The 23462-nt window shown below is 68.6% G+C and carries 21 protein-coding genes; 7 read left to right on the top strand and 14 right to left on the bottom strand.

The window, feature by feature from the left end; all coding sequences use genetic code 11:
* Positions 1 to 18 precede the first annotated feature (18 nt).
* The 5 genes from dnaB to rpsF all read right to left on the bottom strand — a co-directional run bounded on the left by dnaB (position 19) and on the right by rpsF (position 3986).
* The gene (gene dnaB / locus HCA44_RS16035; RefSeq protein WP_169650153.1) at positions 19 to 1806 is read right to left on the bottom strand and encodes a replicative DNA helicase; all 1788 of its coding nucleotides are present in this window, start codon (positions 1804 to 1806) and stop codon (positions 19 to 21) included.
* Between the two features lie 512 nt (positions 1807 to 2318).
* Positions 2319 to 2774 carry a 50S ribosomal protein L9 gene (gene rplI, locus HCA44_RS16030; RefSeq protein ID WP_169650151.1) on the bottom strand — a complete coding sequence of 152 codons (456 nt, stop codon included), beginning with the start codon at positions 2772 to 2774 and terminating at the stop codon, positions 2319 to 2321.
* A gap of 17 nt (positions 2775 to 2791) precedes the next feature.
* The gene (gene rpsR, locus HCA44_RS16025; protein ID WP_169650150.1) at positions 2792 to 3034 is read right to left on the bottom strand and encodes a 30S ribosomal protein S18; all 243 of its coding nucleotides are present in this window, start codon (positions 3032 to 3034) and stop codon (positions 2792 to 2794) included.
* Between the two features lie 39 nt (positions 3035 to 3073).
* Positions 3074 to 3601, bottom strand: coding sequence for a single-stranded DNA-binding protein (locus tag HCA44_RS16020; protein ID WP_169650148.1), 528 nt, complete (start codon positions 3599 to 3601; stop codon positions 3074 to 3076).
* A 97-nt stretch (positions 3602 to 3698) separates the two neighbouring features.
* Positions 3699 to 3986 (bottom strand): 30S ribosomal protein S6, encoded by a 288-nt coding sequence (gene rpsF, locus HCA44_RS16015; protein ID WP_169650146.1) that lies wholly within the window; start codon positions 3984 to 3986, stop codon positions 3699 to 3701.
* Between the two features lie 205 nt (positions 3987 to 4191).
* On the opposite strand from rpsF, the gene HCA44_RS16010 reads away from it, so the two are divergent.
* Together HCA44_RS16010 and HCA44_RS16005 are read left to right on the top strand one after the other, a co-directional pair.
* On the top strand, positions 4192 to 5556 hold the full coding sequence (locus HCA44_RS16010; protein WP_169650144.1) for a glycosyltransferase 87 family protein: 1365 nt from the start codon (positions 4192 to 4194) through the stop codon (positions 5554 to 5556).
* Entirely contained in the window at positions 5553 to 6152 is a 600-nt protein-coding gene (locus HCA44_RS16005) for a GNAT family protein (protein WP_169650142.1), read from the top strand. The genes HCA44_RS16010 and HCA44_RS16005 overlap by 4 nt, the downstream gene beginning before the upstream one ends.
* Here the strand turns inward: HCA44_RS16005 and HCA44_RS16000 are convergent.
* The 3 genes from HCA44_RS16000 to HCA44_RS15990 form a co-directional block, all read right to left on the bottom strand.
* The gene (locus tag HCA44_RS16000) at positions 6047 to 7672 is read right to left on the bottom strand and encodes a glycosyltransferase family 87 protein (RefSeq protein ID WP_346764758.1); all 1626 of its coding nucleotides are present in this window, start codon (positions 7670 to 7672) and stop codon (positions 6047 to 6049) included. The two genes, HCA44_RS16005 and HCA44_RS16000, sit on opposite strands and share 106 nt — an antisense overlap.
* Before the next feature lie 89 nt (positions 7673 to 7761).
* Positions 7762 to 10257, bottom strand: coding sequence for a transglycosylase domain-containing protein (locus tag HCA44_RS15995; RefSeq protein WP_206038239.1), 2496 nt, complete (start codon positions 10255 to 10257; stop codon positions 7762 to 7764).
* Between the two features lie 300 nt (positions 10258 to 10557).
* Positions 10558 to 10983, bottom strand: a complete 426-nt coding sequence (locus HCA44_RS15990) for a DUF5318 domain-containing protein (RefSeq protein ID WP_169650139.1) — start codon at positions 10981 to 10983, stop codon at positions 10558 to 10560.
* Between the two features lie 95 nt (positions 10984 to 11078).
* On the opposite strand from HCA44_RS15990, the gene HCA44_RS15985 reads away from it, so the two are divergent.
* The 3 genes from HCA44_RS15985 (at position 11079) to HCA44_RS15975 (ending at position 13192) form a co-directional block, all read left to right on the top strand.
* Entirely contained in the window at positions 11079 to 11396 is a 318-nt protein-coding gene (locus tag HCA44_RS15985) for a DUF1707 domain-containing protein (RefSeq protein ID WP_169650137.1), read from the top strand.
* A gap of 148 nt (positions 11397 to 11544) precedes the next feature.
* The gene (locus HCA44_RS15980) at positions 11545 to 12105 is read left to right on the top strand and encodes a PadR family transcriptional regulator (protein ID WP_169650135.1); all 561 of its coding nucleotides are present in this window, start codon (positions 11545 to 11547) and stop codon (positions 12103 to 12105) included.
* Positions 12098 to 13192 (top strand): inositol-3-phosphate synthase, encoded by a 1095-nt coding sequence (locus tag HCA44_RS15975; RefSeq protein ID WP_169650133.1) that lies wholly within the window; start codon positions 12098 to 12100, stop codon positions 13190 to 13192. Before HCA44_RS15980 ends, HCA44_RS15975 begins: the two co-directional genes overlap by 8 nt.
* A 141-nt stretch (positions 13193 to 13333) precedes the next feature.
* On the opposite strand, the gene HCA44_RS15970 is transcribed toward HCA44_RS15975, so the two are convergent.
* The gene (locus HCA44_RS15970; RefSeq protein WP_346764757.1) at positions 13334 to 15571 is read right to left on the bottom strand and encodes a transglycosylase domain-containing protein; all 2238 of its coding nucleotides are present in this window, start codon (positions 15569 to 15571) and stop codon (positions 13334 to 13336) included.
* A gap of 442 nt (positions 15572 to 16013) precedes the next feature.
* Between HCA44_RS15970 and HCA44_RS15965 the strand changes: the two genes are divergently transcribed.
* On the top strand, positions 16014 to 17558 hold the full coding sequence (locus HCA44_RS15965) for an MFS transporter (RefSeq protein WP_169650132.1): 1545 nt from the start codon (positions 16014 to 16016) through the stop codon (positions 17556 to 17558).
* Between the two features lie 37 nt (positions 17559 to 17595).
* On the opposite strand, the gene HCA44_RS15960 is transcribed toward HCA44_RS15965, so the two are convergent.
* The 4 genes from HCA44_RS15960 to HCA44_RS15945 form a co-directional block, all read right to left on the bottom strand.
* The gene (locus HCA44_RS15960; protein WP_169650130.1) at positions 17596 to 17784 is read right to left on the bottom strand and encodes a hypothetical protein; all 189 of its coding nucleotides are present in this window, start codon (positions 17782 to 17784) and stop codon (positions 17596 to 17598) included.
* Position 17785: 1 nt separating this feature from the next.
* Entirely contained in the window at positions 17786 to 18694 is a 909-nt protein-coding gene (locus tag HCA44_RS15955) for a carbohydrate ABC transporter permease (protein ID WP_169650128.1), read from the bottom strand.
* Entirely contained in the window at positions 18691 to 19641 is a 951-nt protein-coding gene (locus HCA44_RS15950) for a sugar ABC transporter permease (protein ID WP_169650126.1), read from the bottom strand. Before HCA44_RS15950 ends, HCA44_RS15955 begins: the two co-directional genes overlap by 4 nt.
* 208 nt (positions 19642 to 19849) lie before the next feature.
* Complete coding sequence (locus HCA44_RS15945) at positions 19850 to 21118, bottom strand: ABC transporter substrate-binding protein (protein ID WP_169650124.1); 1269 nt, start codon at positions 21116 to 21118, stop codon at positions 19850 to 19852.
* 224 nt (positions 21119 to 21342) lie between these two features.
* On the opposite strand from HCA44_RS15945, the gene HCA44_RS15940 reads away from it, so the two are divergent.
* Positions 21343 to 22305: a TIGR00341 family protein gene (locus HCA44_RS15940; RefSeq protein WP_169650267.1), complete on the top strand. Its 963-nt coding sequence runs from the start codon at positions 21343 to 21345 to the stop codon at positions 22303 to 22305.
* A 13-nt stretch (positions 22306 to 22318) separates the two neighbouring features.
* On the opposite strand, the gene ugpC is transcribed toward HCA44_RS15940, so the two are convergent.
* Positions 22319 to 23383, bottom strand: coding sequence for a sn-glycerol-3-phosphate ABC transporter ATP-binding protein UgpC (gene ugpC / locus HCA44_RS15935; protein WP_169650123.1), 1065 nt, complete (start codon positions 23381 to 23383; stop codon positions 22319 to 22321).
* Between the last annotated feature and the right edge of the window lie 79 nt (positions 23384 to 23462).

Here is a 23462-nt window from a genome sequence, read left to right as displayed (position 1 = left end):
CCCGTTCGACGAGGTGCGTCAGCCGCGTGCCATGTCCACGAACTTCGACAGATGCAGCTGGTGCGCAACGGTGATGGTGGCAGTGGGGCCGTTGCGGTGCTTGCCGAGGATGAGGTCGGCTTCGCCGCCGCGTGGGTCGTCGCGCTCGAACGCGTCGGGGCGGTGCAACAGGATGACCATGTCGGCATCCTGTTCCAGCGAGCCCGATTCGCGAAGGTCGGAGACCATCGGCTTCTTGTCGGTGCGTTGCTCGGGACCACGGTTGAGCTGGCAGATCGCTACCACGGGCACTTCGAGTTCCTTCGCGAGCAGCTTGAGGCTACGCGAGAACTCGGAGACTTCCTGCTGCCGCGACTCGACCTTCTTGCCGGACGTCATCAGCTGGAGGTAGTCGACGACGACGAGCTTGATGTCGTGTTTCTGCTTGAGCCGCCGCGCTTTTGCGCGGATCTCCATCATGGTGAGGTTCGGCGAGTCGTCGATATAGAGCGGCGCTTCGCTGATCTCGCTCATGCGGCGCGCGAGCTTCGTCCAGTCGTCGTCCGTCATGCGCCCCGACCGCATGTCGCCGAGCTTGATCTTCGCTTCGGCCGACAGCAGACGCATCACGATCTCGGACTTGCTCATCTCGAGCGAGAACATGACCGATGCCATGCCGTGCTTGACCGAGCACGACCGCAGGAAGTCCATGCCCAATGTCGAGTTGTGCGTGGGAACCATCGCGCGGCTGGCGAGGTACAGGTGCGCAGGGTTGTCGACCTCGACGCAGCGCACCGGAACGCTCACCACCGCACGGACCGTGGTGACCTTGCGGCCGTCGTCGAACGGCAGCTCGTGCACCGCGTCGAGCGATCCGGCGATCTCGGCCGTCGTCCGAACCCCGGAAACACCGCCGACCACCGTGAGCCACTGATGCTGCTCGTCGGCCACGATGACGGTGCCGTCGGAGAACTCGACCTCGTAGCACGGCCGGTCGACCATCACCTCTGTGGCCGCGACGACGCGGGTGGGCTTGCCGTCGGCGTCGAGAAGGTGATCGCCCACCTGGACGTCACCCATCGTGGTCCAACCGGCGGGCGTGGGCAGGGGAGTGTCGAGTGCGAGCGCCTTACCCACACCCGGCCTGGCCGCCACGATGATCATCTGCCCGGGGTGCAGTCCGTTGGTGACCTCGTCGAGTTCGGCGAAGCCGGTGGGGACGCCGAGCGAGATGCCGCCGCGCGACGCGATCGAGTCGATCTCGTCCATGGTGGGCTGCAGCAGCTGTTCGAGGGGCACGAAGTCCTCGGTGGTGCGGCGCTCGGTGACCTCGAAGATCTCGGCCTGTGCGCGGTCGACGACCTCGGCGACGTCCTGGCCGTCGGCGCCCGTGTAGCCGTACTGGACGATGCGTGTGCCGGCGTCGACGAGACGCCGCAGGATCGACTTCTCGCCGACGATCTCGGCGTAGTAGCCGGCGTTGGCGGCGGTGGGGACCGTCTGGGTGAGCGTGACGAGATAGGGCGCGCCGCCGACACGACGTAGCTCGCCGCGCCGGTCGAGTTCGGCGGACACCGTGACCGGGTCGGCGGGCTCGCCGCGGCTGTAGAGGTCGAGGATCGCGTCGTACACCGACTGGTGCGCGGGCCGGTAGAAGTCGCCCGGCCGGAGCACCTCGAGGACGTCGGCGATGGCGTCCTTCGACAACAGCATGCCGCCGAGCACCGATTGCTCGGCGGCCATGTCGTTGGGTGGCTGCCTGCCGAATTCCTCACCCGACTCGGGCTCGGGGTACTCGGAATGGCCTCGATCGTCGACTACCGCCATCCGTCACCCTCCCGTCGCGAATCGTGTGGCCCTGCGATGCCCGTTCTACGCGCCGGTACCGACACGTTCGAGGATCCTCGCGAGGCGGCCCACGCCGCCGTTCGACTCGCCGAGAAGAACGTTATGGATTTGCTGGCTCGTGATCAAACGAGGTTGTGCACAGGACTGTGGATAAATTGGGGAAAGTGCTGGGAAGGGATGTGTACCCCATGGGGACAACCTGAGGATAGTCACATCTCACAATTTCGTTTTGCCAGTTCAGCGGCGCTTTATTGGTTCACACAGCTGTGGATGCACAGGTTTCCGGCGTGTCGCCGAGTATTGACAACTCGGGCGTGTTGGGTGAACGACGGGCAAACACGTCCGTGGCGCGCATCACATTTGACACCGGGTGCCGTTAACTCCCAGTGACACTCCACACAGTCGCGAAAGGTATCGAAAGCAGGAAAAAGCCGGGCCCCGCACACCCGAAAGCGTGCGGGGCCCGGCTTCAGCCGTGTGTCAGGCGATCGTCACTCGGCGACGACCGTCAGATCGAACTTGGCGACGACGTCGGGGTGCAGGGTGACCGCGACGGAGTGCTTGCCGGTCGACTTGACGTGCGTCTTCGGCAGCTCGATGCTGCGCTTGTCGACGACGGGGCCACCGGCCGCCTTGAGCGCAGCCGCGACGTCGGCCGTGGTGACCGAGCCGAACAGCTTGCCCGAGTCGCCGGAGGTCTTGCGCGTGAGCGTGACGGACTCGAGGCCCTCGATGGCCTGCTTGACCTCGTTGGCGTGGTCGAGACCGCGGATGGCGCGGGCTTCCTGCGAGCGCTTGATGCCCTCGACCTGCTTCTGCGCGCCACGGGTCGCGACGATGGCCAGTCCACGCGGGAGCAGGTAGTTGCGGCCGTAGCCGTCCTTGACCTCGACGGTGTCGCCGGGCGCACCGAGGTTTTCGACGTCAGCAGTGAGAATGAGCTTCATGTCTGGTCTTCCTTTCCTCAGCGAGCCGAAGCGGCGTAAGGAAGCAGAGCCACCTCACGGGAGTTCTTGACGGCGACAGCGACGTCGCGCTGGTGCTGGACGCAGTTGCCGGTGACACGACGGGCGCGGATCTTGCCGCGATCGCTGACGAACTTGCGCAGCAGAGCCGTGTCCTTGTAATCGATCTGGGCGCTCTTGTCCTTGCAGAACGCGCAGACCTTCTTCTTCATCACCTTGTCGCGAAGCTGCGGCTTAGGCATGTGTGTACTTCTTTCCTGGATGTTCCGATCGGGTACGGATCAGAACGGGGGCTCGTCGCTCCCACCGCCGGAGCCACCGAAGGAGCCGGACGCCTGCGGCGCGCTGCCCCACGGATCGTCTCCGCCGTAGGAGTTGTTCGACTGCGGGCGCCCTCCGCCCGATCCGCCGGAGGAACCACCGAATCCGCCGCCACCACCGCGGCTGGCCTTGTTGACCTTGGCCGTGGCGAACTTCAGCGACGGGCCGATCTCGTCGACCTCGAGCTCGACGACAGTGCGCTTCTCGCCCTCGCGGGTCTCGAACGAGCGTTGCTTGAGCCGGCCCTGCACGATGACGCGCGAGCCACGGGTCAAGCTTTCCGCCACGTTCTCCGCCGCTTCGCGCCAGATGTTGCAGCGGAGGAACAGCGCTTCGCCGTCCTTCCACTCGTTGGTCTGACGATCGAAGATGCGGGGAGTGGACGCCACCGTGAAGTTGACGACGGCAGCCCCCGCCGGGGTGAAGCGCAGTTCCGGATCAGCCGTCAGGTTGCCCACGACGGTGATGACGGTGTCGCCTTGAGCCATAGTGATTCCTCCTGCAGTAGTGGAGTTCGAGTGGCACCGAGACTAGAGCGTGATGCAGACAGTTCGCCTGCGCCGCGCACACTCGGCGTCAGCCGAATCACTTGTCTTGGCGCAGAACCTTCGTGCGGAGCACGGACTCGTTCAGACCGAGCTGGCGGTCGAGTTCCTTGACCGTGTCGGGCTCGGCGTTCAGATCGATGACGGCGTAGATGCCCTCGCCGTGCTTCTCGATCTCGTAGGCAAGCCGGCGCTTGCCCCAGACGTCGACGTTCTCGACCTTGCCGCCGTCCTGGCGGATGACATTGAGGAACGTATCCAGCGAAGGAGCGACAGTGCGCTCGTCCAGGCTGGGGTCCAGGATGATCATCAATTCGTAATGACGCATGAGACCTCATCACCTCCTGTGGACTCGTGACGGCCACGGACCTTCCGTGGCAGGAGGGTCGCCTGCGTCGGCAACCGGTCCAGGCTACATGAAGCGCCCGTGACCAGCGAAATCGGCACTCACCCGGGCGTGACCGTGGCCTCGGCCCGTGCGACGCGCACCGCGACCGTCCCGCCGGCGGTGCGCGCCACATAGGCTGGAGCGCATGGCGTTCAGGAGGTCGGGCGAGTCCGGTTTCGCCGGTACGCGCACCGCGGCTTTCGTCACGGCGGTGTGCGGACTGTGGCTGCTCGCCGGCTACCTGAACAAGGCGCGTTGCTCGGGCGCACCGTTCGACGAGTGGGGCCGCAGCCTGATCTTCGACAAGATCAAGGACACGCACGCGTGCTACTCGGACATCCAGTTGCTGTGGATCGGGCGCGACATCGACCTGCACGTGTTCCCGTACGTCAGCGGTGGGATCACCCCCGACGGCATGCTCACGGGCGGCACGGTCGAGTACCCGGTGCTCAGCGGCATGCTGATGTGGCTCGGCGCGCTCGGCGCCGACACCGACGCGGCGTTCCTGCTGCATTCGGCGTTGCTCCTCGCGGTCTTCGGGCTCGCGACGGCGTGGATGCTGGGCCGCCTGTCCGGGGCGTGGGCGTTGCTCTGGGCGGCGACGCCGCCGCTCGTGCTGTACGCCTTCCACAACTGGGAGCTCCCGGTCGTCGCGGCGTCGGTGGGCGCGGTGTTCGTGATGGCGTTCGAGCGCATCCCGCTGCGCGTACGCGCCGTGCTCGCGGCGGTCCTGCTCGCCGTCGGGTTCTGTCTCAAGATCTATCCGGGCCTGTTCGTGCTGCCGCTCATGCTGTATGTGCTGACCGCCCGCGGCCGCGAACGGCTCGACATCCGCGGCGCGATCGCAACGGGCGCCGCGGCGGTCGGCACCGTCGTCGCGATCAACCTGCCGTTCGCGATCGCGTCGTACGACGGGTGGCGTGCGTCGTTCACCTTCCAGCAGAACCGGCAGGCCGACATCACGACCAATTCGATCTGGTTCTGGGGGCTGCGGCCGCTGTTCGGTGCCGAGGCCGACGCCACGGTGTCCGGCACGTACGACACCGTCGTGTCGATCCTGTCGCCGCTGTTGATGGCGGCGGCGTTCGCGCTCGCGGTGCGCCTCGGCTGGCGTCGCTACCAGCGCGACGGCACGTTCCCGTGGATCGCGGTCAGCGCCGCGATGCTGTGCGGCTTCCTGCTCTTCCACAAGGTGCACTCGCCGCAGTACACGCTGTGGATCCTTCCGTTCTTCGTGTTGCTGCGGGTGCCGTGGGGCCTCGTCGCGGCCTACCTCGTCGCCGACCTGTCGCTGGGCATCGGCGTGTTCAAGTACTTCGGGGCGCTGGGGACGGGCACCGACGTGGACGTCTACGAGACGATGGTCAAGCTCGGGGTGTGGGGTAAGGCGGCGCTGCTCGTGGCGCTGTTCTTCGTGTTCGCGCACGCCCGCTTGCGCCGCGAACCCGCGCCGCCCGCACCACCACCGGACAGTCCGGCACCACGCATCGGTCAGGAGGCCACCGCATGAACGCGGCACCGGATCACGAATGGTTCCGCGCCCCGACCCTCACGGGCGGGCACGTGCGTCTCGAACCGCTGTCGAGCCGCCACGTGGACGGGCTGCTCGCCGCGGCGGACGATCCGGCGATCTTCGCGTGGTCGGCCGCCCCCGTCACCGACCTCGCCACCGCGGCCGCGTACGTCGACGCCGCGCTTGCGGCGACCGATCGCATCGCCTTCGCGCAGGTCGACGCCCACACCGGGGCCGTCCTCGGCACGACGTCGCTCTACGACCTGACGCCGCGGCATCGGAACCTGTCGATCGGCTACACGTGGCTCGCGTCGGCGGCGCAGGGCACCACGATCAATCCCGAAGCGAAGCTGCTGTTGCTGCGCCACGCGTTCGTCACTCTCGGCGCGGTGCGCGTCGAGTGGCACGTCGACGAGCTCAACGAACGCTCACGCCGTGCGGTACTGCGGCTCGGCGCGCAGTTCGAGGGGCTGCTCGCGAAACACCGTCAGCGGCTCGACGGGTCGTGGCGCACCACGGCACTGTTCTCCATGACCGACGACGCGTGGCCCGACGCCGAGGCCGCGCTGAACGCCCGGCTGCGGCCCGAGTGATCGGCCCGGGGCCGCAGGATCGGCGGTAGCCAGCGGGGCGGCGCGTCCGGCGTCCCGTCGAGGACGCCGCCGAGCGGATCGTCGACGCGGCGACCGCGCACGAGATCGCTCCCCGGCCGGTAGATCTGCCGCACGATCAGCACACACAGCGCGATCACCGCGACGTCTCGCACCACGACGGCCGACGTGAACCACTGCTCCGGCAGCCCCTTGTTCGACACCCCCAGGTAGTAGTACATGCGGGGCACCCAGACGAGCGCGTCGAGGGTCATCCACGCGAGCAGGATCCGCCGGTGCGGCAGCGCGAGCACCGCGAGCGGCACGAGCCACAGCGAGTACTGCGGGCTCCACACCTTGTTGGTGAGCAGAAAGCCCGCGACGAGGAGGAAACACAGCTGCGCGACACGCGGGCGGCTCGGCGCGGTGAGCGCGATCCACGCGACGCCCACACACACGAGCACGAAGAGGATCAAGGACACCGCGTTGAGCGTCGACGGCGGCTCGCCGGGTGCGAGCGTGCCGTCGAAACCGGACCACCCGGTGAACGACGTGATCACGTTGTAGATCGAGTCCGGATCGGCGCCGCGTTCGGAGTTGAGCCGGAAGAACTCGCGCCAGCCGTCGGGGTAGAGGACCGCGATGGGCAGGTTGACGAGCACCCACGTGAGCGCCGCGGCGAGGGTCGTCTCGAGCCACGACCTGATGCGTCCCGAGCGCAGGCACAGCACGAGCAGCGGACCGAGCAGCATGAGCGGATACAGCTTCGCGGCACCACCGAGCCCGAGCAGGACGCCCGCGAGGACCGGCCGTCGCCGCGCCCACGCGAGCAGCCCGGTCGCGGCGAATGCGGTGGCGATCGCGTCGAAGTTGGTGAACGCGTGCACGATCACGAGCGGCGAACACGCGACGAGCGCCGCGTCCCACACGCGCCTGCCCGCGGACAGCGCGGTGGCCCACACCGTGACGAGCCATGCGAGCGACAGCCCGAACGCGACGACGTTGAAGTACACGACGACCTCGAGCGCACCGGGCAGCCACGGCGCCGCGTGCCACAGCTTCGCGACGAGCATCGAAAGGTACTGGTAGAGACCGGAAACGACCGGGTACTCCATGTACCGCGTCTGCACCGTGCCGTCGGAGAGCTCTTCCTGCCAGGACGTCTTGTACGGGAACGCGCCCTGATCGAGCCGCTCGGCCCCGTAGAGCGGGACCGTGTCGGAATAGCACATCGCGACGTACTGGCGGCTGCCGTTCCAGTCGAGGCCGAGCGCGCCGTCGGCACCGACCGGGCCCTGCTGGATGCACGGCGCCTTCGCGAACCATCCGAGCGCGAGGAACGCGACGGCCAGCAGCATCAGCACCCGCATCGGCGTGAAGAACCGGGCCCGTCCGACGAGCGCGTGCCTGCCGACCGGGCCGCCGATCGTGTTCGACAGCTCGCGCACGAACGGGTCGGTGCGCGACGGCAGGTCGCGTTCGTCGTCCGAAGACACGTCGGGGGCCACCGGTGCGGGCGAGATCTCGGATTCCGAGTCCCGCCACCACTCGGTGGCCCCTGACGTGGTGTCCCCGGCGTGGTCGTTCACGCGGGCGACGTTACCTGGCTGGGTCAGCCGCCCGGCATCACCAGGCCGTTGTTCTCGGTGTCCTCGCGGCCGGTTCCGGTTCCGGTTCCCGTGCCGGTACCGCCAGTCCCGCCGGTACCGCCGGTCCCGTTGCCCGTTCCGTTGCCGGTCCCGGTATCGGTGTCGCCCGACTGACTCTGGTCGCCACCCTGCGGCACCGTGCCCGGCGACTGCTCACGCGGCGCGACACCCGGGATCGGGATCGTGATGCCCGGCAGGATCTCGACCGGCCGCTGCGTGACCTCGACGTCCGGCAGCTCGGTGGGCAGCTGGAACTCGCTCGACGGTGCCGTGGACGTGGCCTTCGGCGCCGAGTACGCGGGCACACCCGACTGACCGCCGATCGCACCCGGCTTCGGGAACTTCTCGACGTCGGTGCCCTGCAGCGCACCGTCCATCGTGTCCTTCCAGATGTCCGACGGCAGGCCCGAGCCGTAGATGCTCGCGCCGCCCGACGTCTGCAGAGCGCTGCCGTCGGTGGAGCCGACCCACACCGCGGTGGACAGCGACGGCGTGTAGCCGACCATCCACGCGTCCTTGTTGTCGCCGGTGTCGCCGAGCTGCGCGGTACCGGTCTTCGCGGCCGACGGGCGGCCGCCCGCGAGACCGTGATTGCGCGAGTACGCGGCGATGGGCTCCATCGCGGCCGTCACGTTGTCGGCGACGTCCTTGTCGAGACGCTCCTCGGGGTCGGACCCTCCGGTGTTGTCGATGAGCACCTCGCCGTCGGCCGTCGTGACCTTCGAGATGAAGTGCGGCTTGTGGTAGGTGCCGGACGCGGCGAGCGTCGCGTACGCCGACGCCATGTCGAGCGGGCGCGACTGGTACTGGCCGAGGACGATGCCGTTGTTCGGGCCGGATCCGTCGGGCTCGGTGAGCGTGGCGCCCACGCCGGGGATCTCGTCGGGGATACCGGCCTTGTGCGCCATGTCGGCGACCGCGAACGGTCCGCCGTCCAGCGAGAGCATCTGGCGATAGAAGCTCGTGTTGAGCGACCGCTTGAGCGCTTCGGCGATGGTGCACGTTCCGCAGCTCTCGCCCTCGACATTGCTGATCGAGATGCCGTTGACCGTGAGCGGGCTCGAGTCGTACATCTGCGACAGCGGGATGCCCTGGTCGAGCGCCGCCGCGAGGCCGAACACCTTGAACGACGAGCCGGTCTGCAGGCCCGCGTTCGCGAAGTCGTAGCCGTTGCCCTCTTCGCCGCCGTAGTACGCGACGATCGCGCCGGTGTGCGGATCGACCGACGTGACCGCGGTTCGCAGCGTGTCGGCTTCGCCCTCGAGATTGTCGCGGGCGGCCGCGACCGCAGCTTCCTGCGCCTTCGCGTCGATCGTCGTGGTGATCTGCAGACCCTCGGTGTTGAGCTGGTCCTCGCTGATTCCCGCCGCGGACAGCTCGCCGAGCACCTGGTTCTTGATCAGGCCGTTGGGGCCCGTCGTCTGCTGCTCGGCGTCGAGATCGGCGGTGGGCCGGTATGCGGGGTACTGCGCCTGCGCACGCTGCGCCGGGTCGAGCCAGCCGGCGCCGACCATGCCGTCGAGCACGTAGTTCCAGCGTGCCTGCGCGCCGTCGGGGTTCGTCTCGGGATCGAGCATCGACGGCAGCTGGATCGACGCCGCGAGTACCGCCCCTTCCTCGACCGTCAGCTGGTCGACGGGCTTGTCGAAGTACGCCTGCGACGCGGCCGAGATGCCGTATGCGCCGCGACCGAAGTAGATCGTGTTGAGGTACGCGGCGAGAATGTCCTGCTTGTTCCATTCGCGCGCCATCTGCGACGAGATGACGAGCTCCTTCATCTTGCGCGTGAGGGCCCGCTCGTTGCCGACGAGCGAGTTCTTCACGTACTGCTGCGTGATGGTGGAGCCACCGCCCGCGCTCTCGCGACCGAGGACGTTGTCGCGTGCGGCACGCGCGAAGCCGGTGATCGAGAAGCCCGGGTTCGAGTAGAACTCGCGATCCTCGGCCGCGAGCACGGCGTGCTGCACGTGCTCGGGGATCTCGTCGATGCCGACCTCGGTGCGGTTGCCCTCCGGCGGCACGACGCGTGCGAGTTCGGTGGAGCCGTCCGCTGCCGTGATGGTCGCGACCTGGTTGGTCTTCAGATCGCCGGGACGCGGGACGTCCTGGACGACGTACGCGGCCATGAACACCAGGATCGGCACGATGAGGCCGAGCGCCACGAGCGCGTACGCGGTGCGACGAACCACCCGCCACCTCGAGTTCTTCTTGGGCTTGCCTGCCGAACCACGGCCCCGGCCGCCGCCGTTGCCGCCACCACCGTTACCGCCGCGCGGCGGCGGACCCGCGGGCGGGCGACCTCCGGGCGGGCCGGACTGTGAATAGGCAGGGCCGCGCTGCGGCTGGCCCTGCCGGGGCGGCTGGCCCTGCGGTGGGCGACCGGGCTGACCACCGAACTGGCCCTGCCCCGGGCGTGCTCCCGGCGGCGGGGCGGGACGACGAGCTCCGGGCGGCGGCATCGGCCTACCGCCCGGAGGCGGTCCGGGGGGACGGGCGCCGGGAGGCGGGCCCCCTGCGGGACGCCCGTACGGCGAGCCTCCTTGCGGTCCCTGAGGTGGCGGTCCGCTGGGCCTGCGCGGTCCGGTGGGTCGGTCACCCGGGGAACTGTTGGGGGAACTCACGTACCTATCTCCAGTCGTTTCGGACGCTCCGTCGGTCCTTGTCGTTCGAGCGGGGGTCTGTGTTTCATACGCGAGGCCACACGGCTGCTGGGCACAGTGGTGACCGTCGCCGTTCGCACGGCGTCCTTCGCGCGGGGATCATTCGCTTGCTGTGCGTCTCTTCGGTGGACGGTCGCGCGAGCCACGGGGGCGCTTCGGCGTGGGGACCGCACCGAGCACGTACGACTGGACCAGGTGGTTCCAGCTGCACGTGCGGCACACCTCGACCACATGCACCGAGAACTCCTCCTCGGTGGCTGCGAGCCGCACCAGCTCGTCGGGTGTACGGGCCGAGCCCGACACGGTACCCAACTTGTCGCCGAACACCCAGGACACGAGCGTGAGCTGCTCTTTCCGGCAGATCGGGCACACGACGTCGGTGCCTTGACCGTGGAACTTCGCCGCACGCAGCAGGTAGGGGTTGGCGTCGCACACCTCGGCCACTCCGGTGCGACCGGCACGCACAGCCGCCAGCAACGATCGTCGCTGGAGGGCGTAGTCCACCACCTGCCGCTGTGTCCGCACGGAAACCAGAGTACGTGCGTCGGGCGACGTGGGAGCGTGCCCCGCCGGTGAGCCTGGTCAATCCCCACTCGGAGGCGCGCGGCTAGCATCACCGTGTGGCACGGCGACAGATCCGATCGCATCCCGTCCGCGCTCGCGACACCGATCGCGCGCGGGCCGTCGCGCTGTTGGACGCCGCGCACGCGCACGGCGAGCTGGACGGCGACGAGTATCGCGAACGAACGGCCAGGGCCCACGGTGCAGAGACGGTCGGCGAGCTCGGTTCGGTGGTCGCCGATCTGCAGCGGGCGCCGTCGGCGGCGGTGGATCGCCCGGTGACTCCCGGCCGGGTACTACACGGTGTCGCATGGCTGGTCGCCGCCCTTGCCTTGGCGGTCGGCGTCGTCGCCCTCGTCGCGGTCCTCGCGCTCTAGAAACCCTCTTCCCGGGCCCGACCTGCCGATCCGTGCACATCGGACATAACCGGTACTGCTTGTCGCACCTATCGGCGTGACGTATGTTCGTATATATCGGTGCGATATAGTCAGCCATCGCATCACACGGGCACATCGGGAGGTGAACATGCTCGAACTCGCAATTCTCGGGCTCCTCCTCGAAGCGCCCATGCACGGTTACGAGCTGCGCAAGCGGTTGACCGGCCTGTTGGGCGCGTTCCGCGCCTTCTCGTACGGGTCGCTCTACCCGACCCTGCGGCGCATGCAGGCGGACGGGTTGATAGAGGAGAATCCCGGGGCCACCTCGGGTGTCGCCAAGCGCCGCGCGCGGCGCGTCTACCAACTCACCCCGGTCGGCAGGCAACGGTTCTCCGAACTGGTGGCCGACACCGGACCGCAGAACTACACCGACGACGGCTTCGGCGTTCATCTCGCCTTCTTCAGCCGCACCCCCGCAGCGGCGCGGATGCGGATCCTCGAGGGGCGTCGGAGGCAGGTCGAGGAGCGTCGCGAGGGTCTTCGCGACGCGGTGCAGCGCGCGAGCGGTTCGCTCGATCGCTACACGCGGCAGCTCCACCAGCTCGGTCTCGAGTCGAGCGAGCGAGAAGTCCGTTGGCTGAACGAACTCATCGCCGCCGAGCAATCGTCAGCAGCATCCAAGAAAGAAGGAGAGCCCGACCATGGGTGAGAACAGCACCGCGGTGCGCGTGGCCATTGTGGGCGTGGGGAACTGTGCCTCGTCCCTGGTCCAAGGCGTGCAGTACTACAAGGACGCCGACGTGTCGTCGACCGTCCCCGGCCTGATGCACGTCAAGTTCGGCCCCTACCACGTGCGCGACGTCAAGTTCGTCGCCGCGTTCGACGTCGACGCCAAGAAGGTCGGCTTCGACTTGTCGGAGGCGATCTTCGCGAGCGAGAACAACACCATCAAGATCTCCGACGTCCCGCCGAGCGACGTCGTCGTGCAGCGTGGCCCCACGCTCGACGGCATCGGCAAGTACTACGCCGAGACGATCGAACTGTCGGACACCGATCCGGTCGACGTCGTGCAGGCACTGAAGGACGCCGAGGTCGACGTCCTCGTGTCGTACCTGCCCGTGGGCTCGGAAGAGGCCGACAAGTTCTACGCGCAGTGCGCGATCGACGCGAACGTCGCGTTCGTCAACGCACTTCCGGTGTTCATCGCGTCGGACCCCGAGTGGGCCAAGAAGTTCGAGGATGCGGGCGTCCCGATCGTCGGCGACGACATCAAGAGCCAGGTCGGCGCCACCATCACGCACCGCGTCATGGCGAAGCTGTTCGAGGACCGCGGTGTCGCGCTCGACCGCACCTACCAGCTGAACGTCGGCGGCAACATGGACTTCAAGAACATGCTCGAGCGTGAGCGTCTCGAGTCCAAGAAGGTGTCGAAGACGCAGGCCGTCACGTCCAACCTGAGCGGTTCGCTCGCGGGCAAGGTGCACGACCGCAATGTGCACATCGGCCCGTCCGACCACGTCGAGTGGCTCGACGACCGCAAGTGGGCGTACGTGCGCCTCGAGGGCCGCGCCTTCGGCGACGCCCCGCTCAACCTGGAGTACAAGCTCGAGGTGTGGGATTCGCCCAACTCGGCCGGCATCATCATCGACGCCATCCGTGCCGCGAAGATCGCGAAGGACCGCGGCATCGGCGGACCGATCCTCCCCGCGTCGGCATACCTGATGAAGTCGCCGCCGGTCCAGATGGCCGACGACACCGCTCGCTCCGAGCTGGAGACGTTCATCAGCGCGAACTGATCACGCGCACACCGATTCACCGCCGAAGCGCGGCCGCCGAGTCCTCGGGCTCCGGCGGCCGCGCTTCGTTGTTGTCGTCCCGCCGTATGCGCGTGACCCGTGCGCGAAAAAGGCGTGCCTGGACTCGCAAAGTGCTCACGGTCAGGGGATCGGAATGACGATGCCGGGCAGCACCTCCACCTGTCGCGGCGGTGCGGGCGCGGCGGGCGGCGGCGCGGGCATCTGCACCGGCGGGGGCGGCGGTGCAGGCGCGGGTGCGGGTGCGGGTGCAGGCGCGGGAGCGGGGGGCGGCGGTGCAGGCGCGGGTGCAGGCGCCGGTTCCGGCTCCGGGGCAGGCTGTTGCCGCACGGGTTGCTGCGGCTCGGGCGCTCGCTGCACCTGATCGGGCGTGCGGCCCTGCTGCACCGTGCGCGGCGGCTCGGTCTCGGTGGGCGGCGGCACCGCCTTCGCACGAGCCGGCAACTTACCCGGCGCCGGGAAGTTCTCGTTCGGCCCGCCCGCGAGCGCACCGTCCATCGTCTTCTTCCACACGTCCGACGGCAGACCCGAGCCGTAGATGCTCGCGCCGCCACGGTCGTCGATCGCCGTCGCGTCGGCCTTGCCGATCCACACGGCCGTCGACAGCGACGGCGTGTAGCCGACCATCCATGCGTCCTTGTTGCGCCCGCTCTCGCCGAGCTGCGCGGTACCCGTCTTGGACGCCGACGCGCGTCCACCGGCGAGGTCGTGCCCCTTCGAGTAGCCCGCGACGGGTCGCAGCGCCTGCGTGACGCTGTCGGCGACCGCCGGATCGAGCCGTTGCTGACCGGCGTTCGGGTCCTCGCCGTCCGCGTCCGGGACGCCGCGGTCGAGGAGCACGTCGCCGTCGGCGGCCTCGACCTTCTGCACGAAGTGCGGCGGCCGGTAGGTGCCCGACGCGGCGAAGGTCGCGTACGCCGACGCCATGTCGATCGGCCGCGTGAGGTACTGGCCGAGCACGATGCCGCCCTCGGGTTCGCCGCCGTCCTGGCTGAGGCTCTTGCCGTCGACGCCGGGGATCTCCTGCGGGATGCCCGCCTGGTGGGCGGCGTCGGCGATCGCCTGCGGACCGTCGTCCATCGCCATCATGAGCCGGTAGTAGCTGGTGTTGAGCGAGCGTTTCGTGGCCTCCGCGATCGAGCACACGCCGCACGACTCACCCTCGACGTTGGTGATCTCGAGGCCGGCGACGTTGACGGGGGCGCTGCTGAACGGGGCGCCGAGACCGATGCCCTGGTCGAGCGCGGCCGCGAGCGCGAACGGCTTGAACGACGAGCCGTTCTGCAGCGGCGCCTGCGCGAAGTCGAAGCCCGCGCCGTCGTCGCCGCCGTAGTAGGCGCGCACCGCGCCGGTGCGGGGATCGACGCTCACGACGGCGCTGCGCAAGCCGTCGGGCTGGCCGGCGAGCGTGCTGCGCGCGCCGTCGACGGCTGCCCGCTGCGCTTTGGGATCGATCGTGGTGGTGATCCGCAGGCCCTCGGTCTCGATCTCGTGCCGGTCGATCCCCTCGGCCTCCAGCTCGGCGATCACCTGGTTCTGGATGAGCGCTTCGGGGCCGGGCGGCGCGGGGTCCGGCACGGCGACCGGCCGGATCTCGGGAAACTCGAGCTGGCCGCGTTCACTCGGCGACAGCGATCCCATCGCGGCCATGCCGTCGAGCACGTAGTTCCACCGGGCGACGAGGCCCGGCAGGTCGTTGTCGGGGTCGAGTCGCGACGGGCTCTGGATCATGGCGGCGAGGACGGCCGATTCGGCGACGGTGAGCTCGCCGACGCCCTTGTCGAAGAACGTGCGCGACGCCGCCTCGATGCCGTACGCGCCCCGCCCGAAGTAGATCGTGTTGAGGTACGACCCGAGGATCTCGTCCTTGCTCCACTGCCGCGACATCTTGGTCGCCGCGACGAGCTCGCGCGTCTTGCGCCACACATTGCGGTCGGTGCCGACGAGGACGTTCTTGACGTACTGCTGGGTGATCGTCGAACCGCCACCGGCGCTGTCGCGGCCGAGCACGTTGTCGCGCGCGGCGCGGGCGAAACCGCTGACCGAGAAGCCGGGGTTCGAGTAGAAGTCGCGGTCCTCGGCGGAGAGCACCGCGTCGCGCACGTACGGCGGGACGGCGGCGAGGTCGACTTCGACGCGATTGCCGTCGGGCGGGACGATCTTGGTGAGCTCGCTGCCGTCGGCGGCCATCACCGTCGCGATCTGGTTGGTCTTCGTCTGCGACGGCGGGGGCACATCGGTACGTACGTACGCGAACAGGAACAGCATGATCGGGAAGACCAGGAACAGCACCACGAGCGTGACGACGACGCGGCGGAACCTACGCCAACCAGGGTGACGCGAACCCCCGGGCCGACGCACGGTCGCGCCGCCCCTCGCCGAACGACTGGCCTGGTCGAATGCACTCACCCACTTCGCTCCTGGTCCGGCTGCCCAGTTCTGGTCCGCTCCGGCCGATCATGGCACCGGCGATGCAGCCCGCACGGCGTTTCGCGCAGACTGTGACCCGACTTTCACCGTTGCCACGGGCCGCGCGCCGCCGCACCGCGATGTCCCCGCGCTCGGCTTTGTGGCACTCGGGCGCTCAATATCGGTGGAGCTGCGTAACTTTCGGCACCCAGGACCGGGCAGAGCAGAATTCCCGCCCACCGGACGTATGACTGGTGTCACTGCCATGACCGGCAGTGTGATGTGCGGGCATCACCGACTCGCTCTCCGGAGATCCCCCTTAGGCCCGAAATCGATTGGGCCTTCTGCCTGTTGGCGCGCGAACGAAGTCTGTCGGCGCCCGAAAGGATTCACGATGAAGTCTGCCCAACGCCGGGCGGCCACGACCGCCACCGGCAGCCCGACGCCCGCTCCGGAGGACGACGCGGGCTGGAGCCTGCGCCTCGCCGCATCCCTGCTGTCGATCGTGCTGCTGCTCGAACTGCTCGCCGTGAGCTACATGATGATCTCGACGGCACTGCCGTCGATCGCGACGCACTTCCAGACCACCCAGGGGGCATGGCTGCTCACCGCATTCCTGCTGGTGGGGGCGATGGCGGCGCCACTGATCGGCAAGCTCGCCGACATGTACGGCAAACGCAGGATGCTGCTCGCCTGCGTCGCGATCGCGCTCGTCGGCTCCCTCGTCTCGGCCGTCGCGTCGTCCTACGCCCTCATGATCGTCGGGCGCTGCCTCGCCGGCCTGCTGGTCCCCACGCTGTTCCTGAGCTACTCCCTGATCCGGGACGTGTTCCCGCCGCGCACCGTCGCACTCGCCGTCAGCATCGCGACCAGCGGCATGGGCCTGATCGCGATCGCTGCCCCATTCCTCACCGGCTGGCTGCTCGACGGCTTCGGTTTCCGCGCGATCTTCTGGTTCTTCGTCGTGTGCCTCGCCGTGCTCGGGGTGCTCATCCAGTTCACGACGCCGGAATCGGGCGTGCGGCTGCGCTCACGCATCGACCTGGTCGGCGCGGTGCTGCTCGGCGCGGGCATCGCGGGCATCCTCGTCGCGGTGAGCTTCGGCCCGAGCTGGGGCTGGACCGACGCGGGCACGCTCGCATATCTCGTCGGTGGCATCGTCCTCCTCGGCGGCTGGATGGTCTCCGCGAGGATGCTGACGGAACCGCTCATCGACCTGGACGTGCTCGGCAAGCGCCCGGTCCTGGTCACGACGATCGCGTCGGGCATGGTGTACGGGTCGTCCGGCCTGTTCACGATCCTGTTGCCGATGATGGTCATGACGCCCGCGATCCTCGGGCTCGGCTACGGTTTCGGCGTCGACGCGGAAGGATTCGCCCTCTACCAGGTGCCGATCGGTGCCGCTGTGGTGCTCGGCGGCCTGCTCGTCGGCACTCTCGTGGGCCGCAACGCGAAGCCGCGCCCGCTGCTGGTCGCCGGGCTCGTGCTCAACGCCGTCGCGTTCGCGCTCATCGCCCAGTTCCACACGACGACGGCCGTCGTGATGATCGTGTGCGCCGTGTTCGGGTTCGGTATGGGCATGGGCTACGCGTCGATCCCGAACCTGCTGATCGAGGCTGTGCCGCCGCAGCTGCAGGCGAGTTCGGCGTCGATGGTGGGCGTGGCGCAGTCGGTCTTCCCGGCGATCCTGCCGGTCGTCGCGTTCTCGATCATGAACAACTCGCACATCGTGACTTTCCCGGCGGAGATCCAGGCGACGTTGCAGGGCGCGGTGTTCTACGACGACGCCGGCTTCCAGGTCGCCTTCTGGATCGGCGCCGTGTTCGCGCTGGTGGGCGCCGCGGTCGCGTTCGCACTGCCACGCCGGATCGAACAGGTCGCGGCGCCGTCGGCACCTCGGACGACGCACGACGGCGACGAACTGGTCGCGGCAGGCTGATCCGGGCGGCAGGCGTCCTCGGGGCGCCTGCCGCAGGTCACGTGCGGCGGTGCAGCACCCACGCGCCGCCGAGACCGGCGACACAGCCCAGCAGCACGAGCGACGCCGTGACCGACGGCTCGCCGCGCACGATCGGCACGACGGCCGCGACGAACGCCACGACCGTGAAGAATCCGAACAGGCCGATCAGGAGTTCGAGCTGTTGACGACGGGCTCCGCGACGCATGTCAGCTCTTGACGCCGCCGGCCGTCAGACCGGACACGATGCGACGCTGGAACAACAGCACCATGATCACGAGGGGGATCGTGACGAGCGTGCCCGCCGCCATGATCGCGGTGTACGGCTGCGAGTACGCGTCGGTGCCGGTGAACCGCGCGATCGCGACCGTGACGGGTTCGGTGGCCTTGGTGGACAGCTGGCTCGCGAGCATGAACTCGTTCCACGTCGCGATGAACGCCAGGATCGCGGTGGTGAACAGGGCCGGAGCCGCGAGCGGCAGGATGACCAGCCGGAACGCCTGCGCGCGTGTGGCACCGTCGACGCGTGCGGCTTCTTCGAGCTCCCACGGCATGTCCGACATGAACGACGTGAGCGTGTAGATCGTCAGCGGCAGCACGAACGAGATGTTCGGGATGATCAACGCCTGGTACTGACCGATCCAGCCGATGTCGCCGAACAACTGGAACAGCGGCGTGACGAGCGCGACGCCCGGGAACATCGACGCCGCGAGCACGACACCCGTGACGACGTACTTGCCGCGGAACTCGAGGCGCGCGAGCGCGTACGCGGTGAACACGCCCAGCAGCAGCGCGACGAGAGTGGTGACGGCGCCGATGATCAGGCTGTTTACGATCGCGCCGAGGAAATCGTTGCCCTTGTCGGTCGCGAGGGCCTCGCGGAAGTTGTCGAGCGTGACGAAGGTGGGCCACGGCGTCGTGTCGAAGGTGTGCGCGACGTCGCGGAATGCGGTGACGACCATCCAGTAGAAGGGCGCGAGACCCCACACGAGGATGACCGCGACACCGACGTACGTGCGGGCCGCGGGGCCGAAGCGCTGCTTGGGCGGACGCACCGCGGCAGGCGCCTCGGGCGTCTCGTCGATGTCGGGTGAACGGTGCTTGCCTGCGACGGTCATGCGTCCGCCCCCTTCCGCTGCGTCTCCTGCGTGCGTACGGCGTTGGCGCCGAGGAACTTCACCATGACGAATGCGATGACGAAGATCATCACGAACACGAGTGTGGACAGCGCGGACGCGCTGTTGAAGTTGCCCGCGCGCATGTCGGCGACCACGAGGATCGACACGGTGGTGGTGGGTGTCGAACCGCTCGTGCCCGACAGGATGGCCGGGAGGTCGTACATGCGCAGCACGTCGAGCGTGCGGAACAGGATCGCGACCATGAGCGCGGGTTTGACGAGCGGCAGGGTGATCTGCGTGAACCGCTGCCAGGTGGAGGCGCCGTCGACGCGTGCGGCCTCGTAGACGTCCTTCGGAATCATCTGCAGGCCCGCGAGGATGAGCAATGCCATGAACGGCGTGGTCTTCCAGATGTCGGCGATGATGACGGCGAACCGGGACGCCCACGGGTCGGTGGTCCAGGCGATGTCGGTGCCGAGAATCTTGTTGGCGATACCGTTCTCCGCGAAGATGAAGAACCACAGCTTCGCGGTGACGGCGGTGGGGATGGCCCACGGGATGAGCACGCTCGCCCGCAGCAACGAACGGCCGAAGAAGTTGCGGCTCATGACCGTTGCCATCCACAAGCCGAGGCATGCCTCGATCGACACGGTGACGACCGCGAAGAACAGCGTGACCCCCACCGACGGCCAGAAGTCGGATCCGAGGGTGCCGGGTGGGCACGTGCCCACCCCGCTGCCGCAGTTCTGGGTGAGCCACATGAGGTAGTGCTCGAACCCGGCGAAGCCGCCGTCCTGGAATCGGCCGGTCTCTTCGTCGATGCCACGATCGGCCTGGAACGACAGGTACAGGGCGCGCAGCACGGGATAGGCGATGACCACCGCGAGGATGACCATCGTGGGCGCGATCAGCCAGAACGCGCGCTGCTCGCGGATACGCCGAAACATGCTTCGGCTGTGCTGATCCGGGCCGGCGCCGCGGTCGGGACGTGTTGTCCCGGCCGCGGCGCCGTTGCCGCTGTCAGCGCTGGTGTCGACCGCGTCCACCGTCGGCCCCCCTCTTGTTCTCGTGCGGGCGTGTCTCGTGCCGGCTTCTCCGAGACGCTGGCATGTTACCCAGTGGAGCGGTCGTTGCCGCGACGCTGTCGCGGCGGTACTACCCGGCGGCCGCCGTGATGGCCGCCGACATGTCGGTCATCGCCTGGTCGACGGACTTCTGGCCGGTGATCGCGGCGTACGCGTTGTCCTGGATCGCCTTGCTCACGGCCGAGTAGTACGGCGTGACCGGACGCGGCACCGCGTTCTCGAGCGCAGCCTTGAGGGCGGGCAGGTACGGATGCATCTGCTGCAGCTGCGGGTCGTCGTACACCGACGCCAGGACCGGCGGGAACGACGCGTCGGCGAACGACGCCTGGTTCTCGGGGTTCTGGACGAACTCGATGAAGTCGCGGGCCGTGGCCTTGTGCTCCGAGTTGACGTTGATGCCGTTGTTGTAGCCGCCGAGCGTCGATGCACCCGGGCCGGACGGTCCCGCGATGGGCGCGACGCCGACCTTGCCCGCAACCGCCGAGCCTTCTTCCTCCGCATTGGAGTACATGTACGGCCAGTTGTACGCGAACAGCGTCTCGCCGTTGACGAACGCGAAGTTCGTCTCCTCCTCGGTGAATCCGGTGGCACGGGCCGGGATCTGGTTGGCCTTGTACGCGTCGACGAGTGCCTGCAGACCGGCCTTGGCCTCGGGGCTGTCGACCTCGGGGGTGTTGCCGTCGTCGGCGACGACCTCGCCGCCCCACGAGTTGACGAACTGCGTGGTGGCGACGGTGAGGCCCTCGTACTGCTTGAGCTGAGTGGCGAGGCAGTCGATGTTCTGTGCCGTCGCGACCCCGCACGCACCGGTGAGACCGGCCCAGTCGGTGGGCGCCTGCGGCATGAGATCGGTGCGGTAGTAGAGCAGCTGCGCGTTGGTGTTCTGCGGGCCCGCGTACAGGACGTCGCGGTAGGTGGCGCTGTCGACGGTGGCGGGCAGCAGGCCCGACGTGTCGATCGCGAGTTCGCCGTCGAGCGGCTGCAGCCAGCCGTTGGCCGCGAACTCGGCGGTCCACGTGACGTCGAGTGCCATCACGTCGTACTCGGAGCCGCCCGACTGCAGCGACTGCACGAGACGCTCGCGCTGGTCGTCGGCTTCGCCTGCGAGCTCGGCCAGTTCGACCTTCTCGTCGGGATGCGCCGCATTCCACCTGTCGATGACCGGCGTGAGCTTGTCGGTGTCGTTCTTGCCCATCGCGAACGTGATCGGGCCACGTCCGTCGACGTTCTCGCCTGCCGCGTCGTCCGAGCTGTCGCTCGAGCACGCGGCGAGCGTGACCAGCGACGCCGCCGTGGCGACCGCCGCCGCGCGGCGTGCCACCTTCGAAATCTGCACCATGGACCCTCTCCATCTGCACCGGTGGGCGCGCCGTCGAACGGGCGTACCCACGTGTTTGTCGAGTGGCAGCATACTGTGGCACACGACACAGACCGCATGCGACCCGCAGCGCCCCCACCACCCGACATGCGGTACCGGGCCTTGATTCGAGGACAGCCATGGCTCCCGACGATTCCGATCGCATCCACCCCGCCCGGAATACCGACGCGACGGCCCGCGGCGTGATGTCCGTCGTGGTGCCCGCGACGCAGCGCCGCCCACTCGCCGAACTGCGCGAGCGGCTCGACATCGGCGACGCCGAATCCGGCCGCCGCTCGGCCTTCTGGCTCATGCTCACCCTGGCGGGCGTCATCGCGGTCGCCGGGGTGGCAGGCGATTCCACCGCGACGGTCATCGGCGCGATGATCGTCGCGCCGCTGTCGGTGCCGATCCTCGGTACCGGGCTGGGAATCGCGTCGGGCGACCGGTCTCTCGTGCTGCGCAGCGTGTCGACGGTGCTGCTCGGGGTCGCGCTGGTGATCGGCATCGGCTTCGTGTACGCACAGGTGCTGCCCAATCCGACCGACGTCCTCGCCAACTCGCAGGTCGTCGGCAGGACGTCGCCCAAGCTGTCCGACCTCGTCGCGGCATTCGCCACCGGTCTCGTCGGCGTGATCGCGCTGGCCCGCAAGGACGTCGGGGACGTACTGCCCGGCGTCGCGATCGCGATCTCGCTCGTGCCGCCGCTCGGCGTGGTCGGGGTGTGCCTCGGGTCCGGTGCACCGGGACTCGCCGTCGGCGCCCTGGTCCTGTTCGCGTCGAATGTGGTCGCGATGATCGTGACCGCGGTCGTCGTGCTGGGGCTCACCGGATATCCCGCCGAGGCCGGCGCCCGGGCACAGCGCCGCGGCCGCACCTATGCGGCCATGGTCGTCACGATCGCCGTGGTTGCAGCTCCGATGGTCGTGAACTCCCTCTCGACGCTGTGGGCGAGCCAGATCGCCGACGCGGCGCGCACGTGGCTCACGCCTGCCGACGGCGCTCAGGTGACGGACGTGTCGGTGCAGGGCGGCACCGCCACCGTCGAGGTGCTCGCCCCCGCCGACCTTCCCCCGGTGGGCGAGCTGCAGGAGTCCGTGGACGCGCTGATCCCGTGGCCGGTGACGGTGGTCGTCGTCCACGAGTTCGGCACTCGCCTCTCCGGCTGAATGCGCCGGTGCGTCAGCTCAACCGGCGCCCGTCGACCGCCGAGAACACGTGCAGCGCGGCGGGATCGACGGCGAAGGACACCGATTCGCCCTTGCTCGGCGGGTTGCGCCAGTCGACCCGCGCCACCACTTCGGCGTCGTCGGTGGTGCGCCCGTACACGTAGGCGTCCGACCCGAGTTCCTCGACGACGTCGACCTCGACGGTGAGCCCGCGCGACGCGACCTCGAGATGTTCGGGCCGGATGCCGACGATCACTTCGCGTTCGGCGCTGTCGGCGCGCAACTGGCGGGGCACCGGGATCACGGCGTCGCCGAGCCGGACGCCCTCGTCGGTGACCGGGACGGTGAACAGGTTCATCGACGGCGATCCCATGAACCCGGCCACGAACACATTGGTGGGCCTGCTGTAGAGCTCGCGCGGCGATGCGCACTGCTGCAGGATGCCGTCCTTCAGGACCGCGACCCGGTCGCCCATCGTCATGGCCTCGACCTGATCGTGCGTGACGTACACGGTGGTGGTGCCGAGACGCCGCTGCAACTGGGCGATCTGGGTGCGGGTCTGCACGCGCAGCTTCGCGTCGAGGTTCGACAGCGGCTCGTCCATCAGGAACACCTGCGGCTGACGCACGATGGCGCGACCCATCGCGACGCGCTGCCGCTGTCCGCCGGACAGCGCCTTGGGCTTGCGGTCGAGATACGGTGTGAGACCGAGCAGTTCGGCGGCTTCGGCGACGCGCTCGCGGATCTCGCTCTTGCTCTTCTTCGCCAGTTTGAGGGAGAAGCCCATGTTCTCGGCGACCGACATGTGCGGGTACAGCGCATAGTTCTGGAACACCATCGCGATGTCGCGGTCCTTGGGATCGCTTCCGGTGACGTCGCGGTCGCCGATCAGGATGCGCCCGCCCGCGACTCGTTCGAGGCCCGCGAGCATGCGCAGCGACGTCGACTTGCCGCACCCGGACGGGCCGACGAGGACCAGGAACTCGCCGTCCTCGATGTGCAGGTCGAGTGCGTCGACCGCCGGGGTGGACGAGCCCGGGAAGACACACGTCGTGGAGTCGAAGGTCACAGTCGCCATGCGCGGCAGACTACCGCAGGCCGCAGCGCGGCCTGCAGGCGTGGATTCGGGCCGCACCGACGCGAGAGTCGACGGAAAC

Source organism: Rhodococcus sp. HNM0569, from assembly GCF_012726205.1.
In the GTDB taxonomy this organism is placed as follows: Bacteria; Actinomycetota; Actinomycetes; order Mycobacteriales; family Mycobacteriaceae; genus Rhodococcus_F.
This window is presented reverse-complemented; position numbering and strand designations above follow the sequence as displayed.

Bases quoted from the DNA above. Each gene is read 5' to 3' on its own strand.
- dnaB (WP_169650153.1), bottom strand. From the start codon at position 1,806: ATGGCGGTAGTCGACGATCGAGGCCATTCCGAGTACCCCGAGCCCGAG.
- rplI (WP_169650151.1), bottom strand. From the start codon at position 2,774: ATGAAGCTCATTCTCACTGCTGACGTCGAAAACCTCGGTGCGCCCGGC.
- rpsR (WP_169650150.1), bottom strand. From the start codon at position 3,034: ATGCCTAAGCCGCAGCTTCGCGACAAGGTGATGAAGAAGAAGGTCTGC.
- HCA44_RS16020 (WP_169650148.1), bottom strand. From the start codon at position 3,601: ATGGCTCAAGGCGACACCGTCATCACCGTCGTGGGCAACCTGACGGCT.
- rpsF (WP_169650146.1), bottom strand. From the start codon at position 3,986: ATGCGTCATTACGAATTGATGATCATCCTGGACCCCAGCCTGGACGAG.
- HCA44_RS16010 (WP_169650144.1), top strand. From the start codon at position 4,192: ATGGCGTTCAGGAGGTCGGGCGAGTCCGGTTTCGCCGGTACGCGCACC.
- HCA44_RS16005 (WP_169650142.1), top strand. From the start codon at position 5,553: ATGAACGCGGCACCGGATCACGAATGGTTCCGCGCCCCGACCCTCACG.
- HCA44_RS15995 (WP_206038239.1), bottom strand. From the start codon at position 10,257: ATGCCGCCGCCCGGAGCTCGTCGTCCCGCCCCGCCGCCGGGAGCACGC.
- HCA44_RS15980 (WP_169650135.1), top strand. From the start codon at position 11,545: ATGCTCGAACTCGCAATTCTCGGGCTCCTCCTCGAAGCGCCCATGCAC.
- HCA44_RS15975 (WP_169650133.1), top strand. From the start codon at position 12,098: ATGGGTGAGAACAGCACCGCGGTGCGCGTGGCCATTGTGGGCGTGGGG.
- HCA44_RS15965 (WP_169650132.1), top strand. From the start codon at position 16,014: ATGAAGTCTGCCCAACGCCGGGCGGCCACGACCGCCACCGGCAGCCCG.
- HCA44_RS15960 (WP_169650130.1), bottom strand. From the start codon at position 17,784: ATGCGTCGCGGAGCCCGTCGTCAACAGCTCGAACTCCTGATCGGCCTG.
- HCA44_RS15955 (WP_169650128.1), bottom strand. From the start codon at position 18,694: ATGACCGTCGCAGGCAAGCACCGTTCACCCGACATCGACGAGACGCCC.
- HCA44_RS15950 (WP_169650126.1), bottom strand. From the start codon at position 19,641: ATGTTTCGGCGTATCCGCGAGCAGCGCGCGTTCTGGCTGATCGCGCCC.
- HCA44_RS15945 (WP_169650124.1), bottom strand. From the start codon at position 21,118: ATGGTGCAGATTTCGAAGGTGGCACGCCGCGCGGCGGCGGTCGCCACG.
- HCA44_RS15940 (WP_169650267.1), top strand. From the start codon at position 21,343: ATGTCCGTCGTGGTGCCCGCGACGCAGCGCCGCCCACTCGCCGAACTG.
- ugpC (WP_169650123.1), bottom strand. From the start codon at position 23,383: ATGGCGACTGTGACCTTCGACTCCACGACGTGTGTCTTCCCGGGCTCG.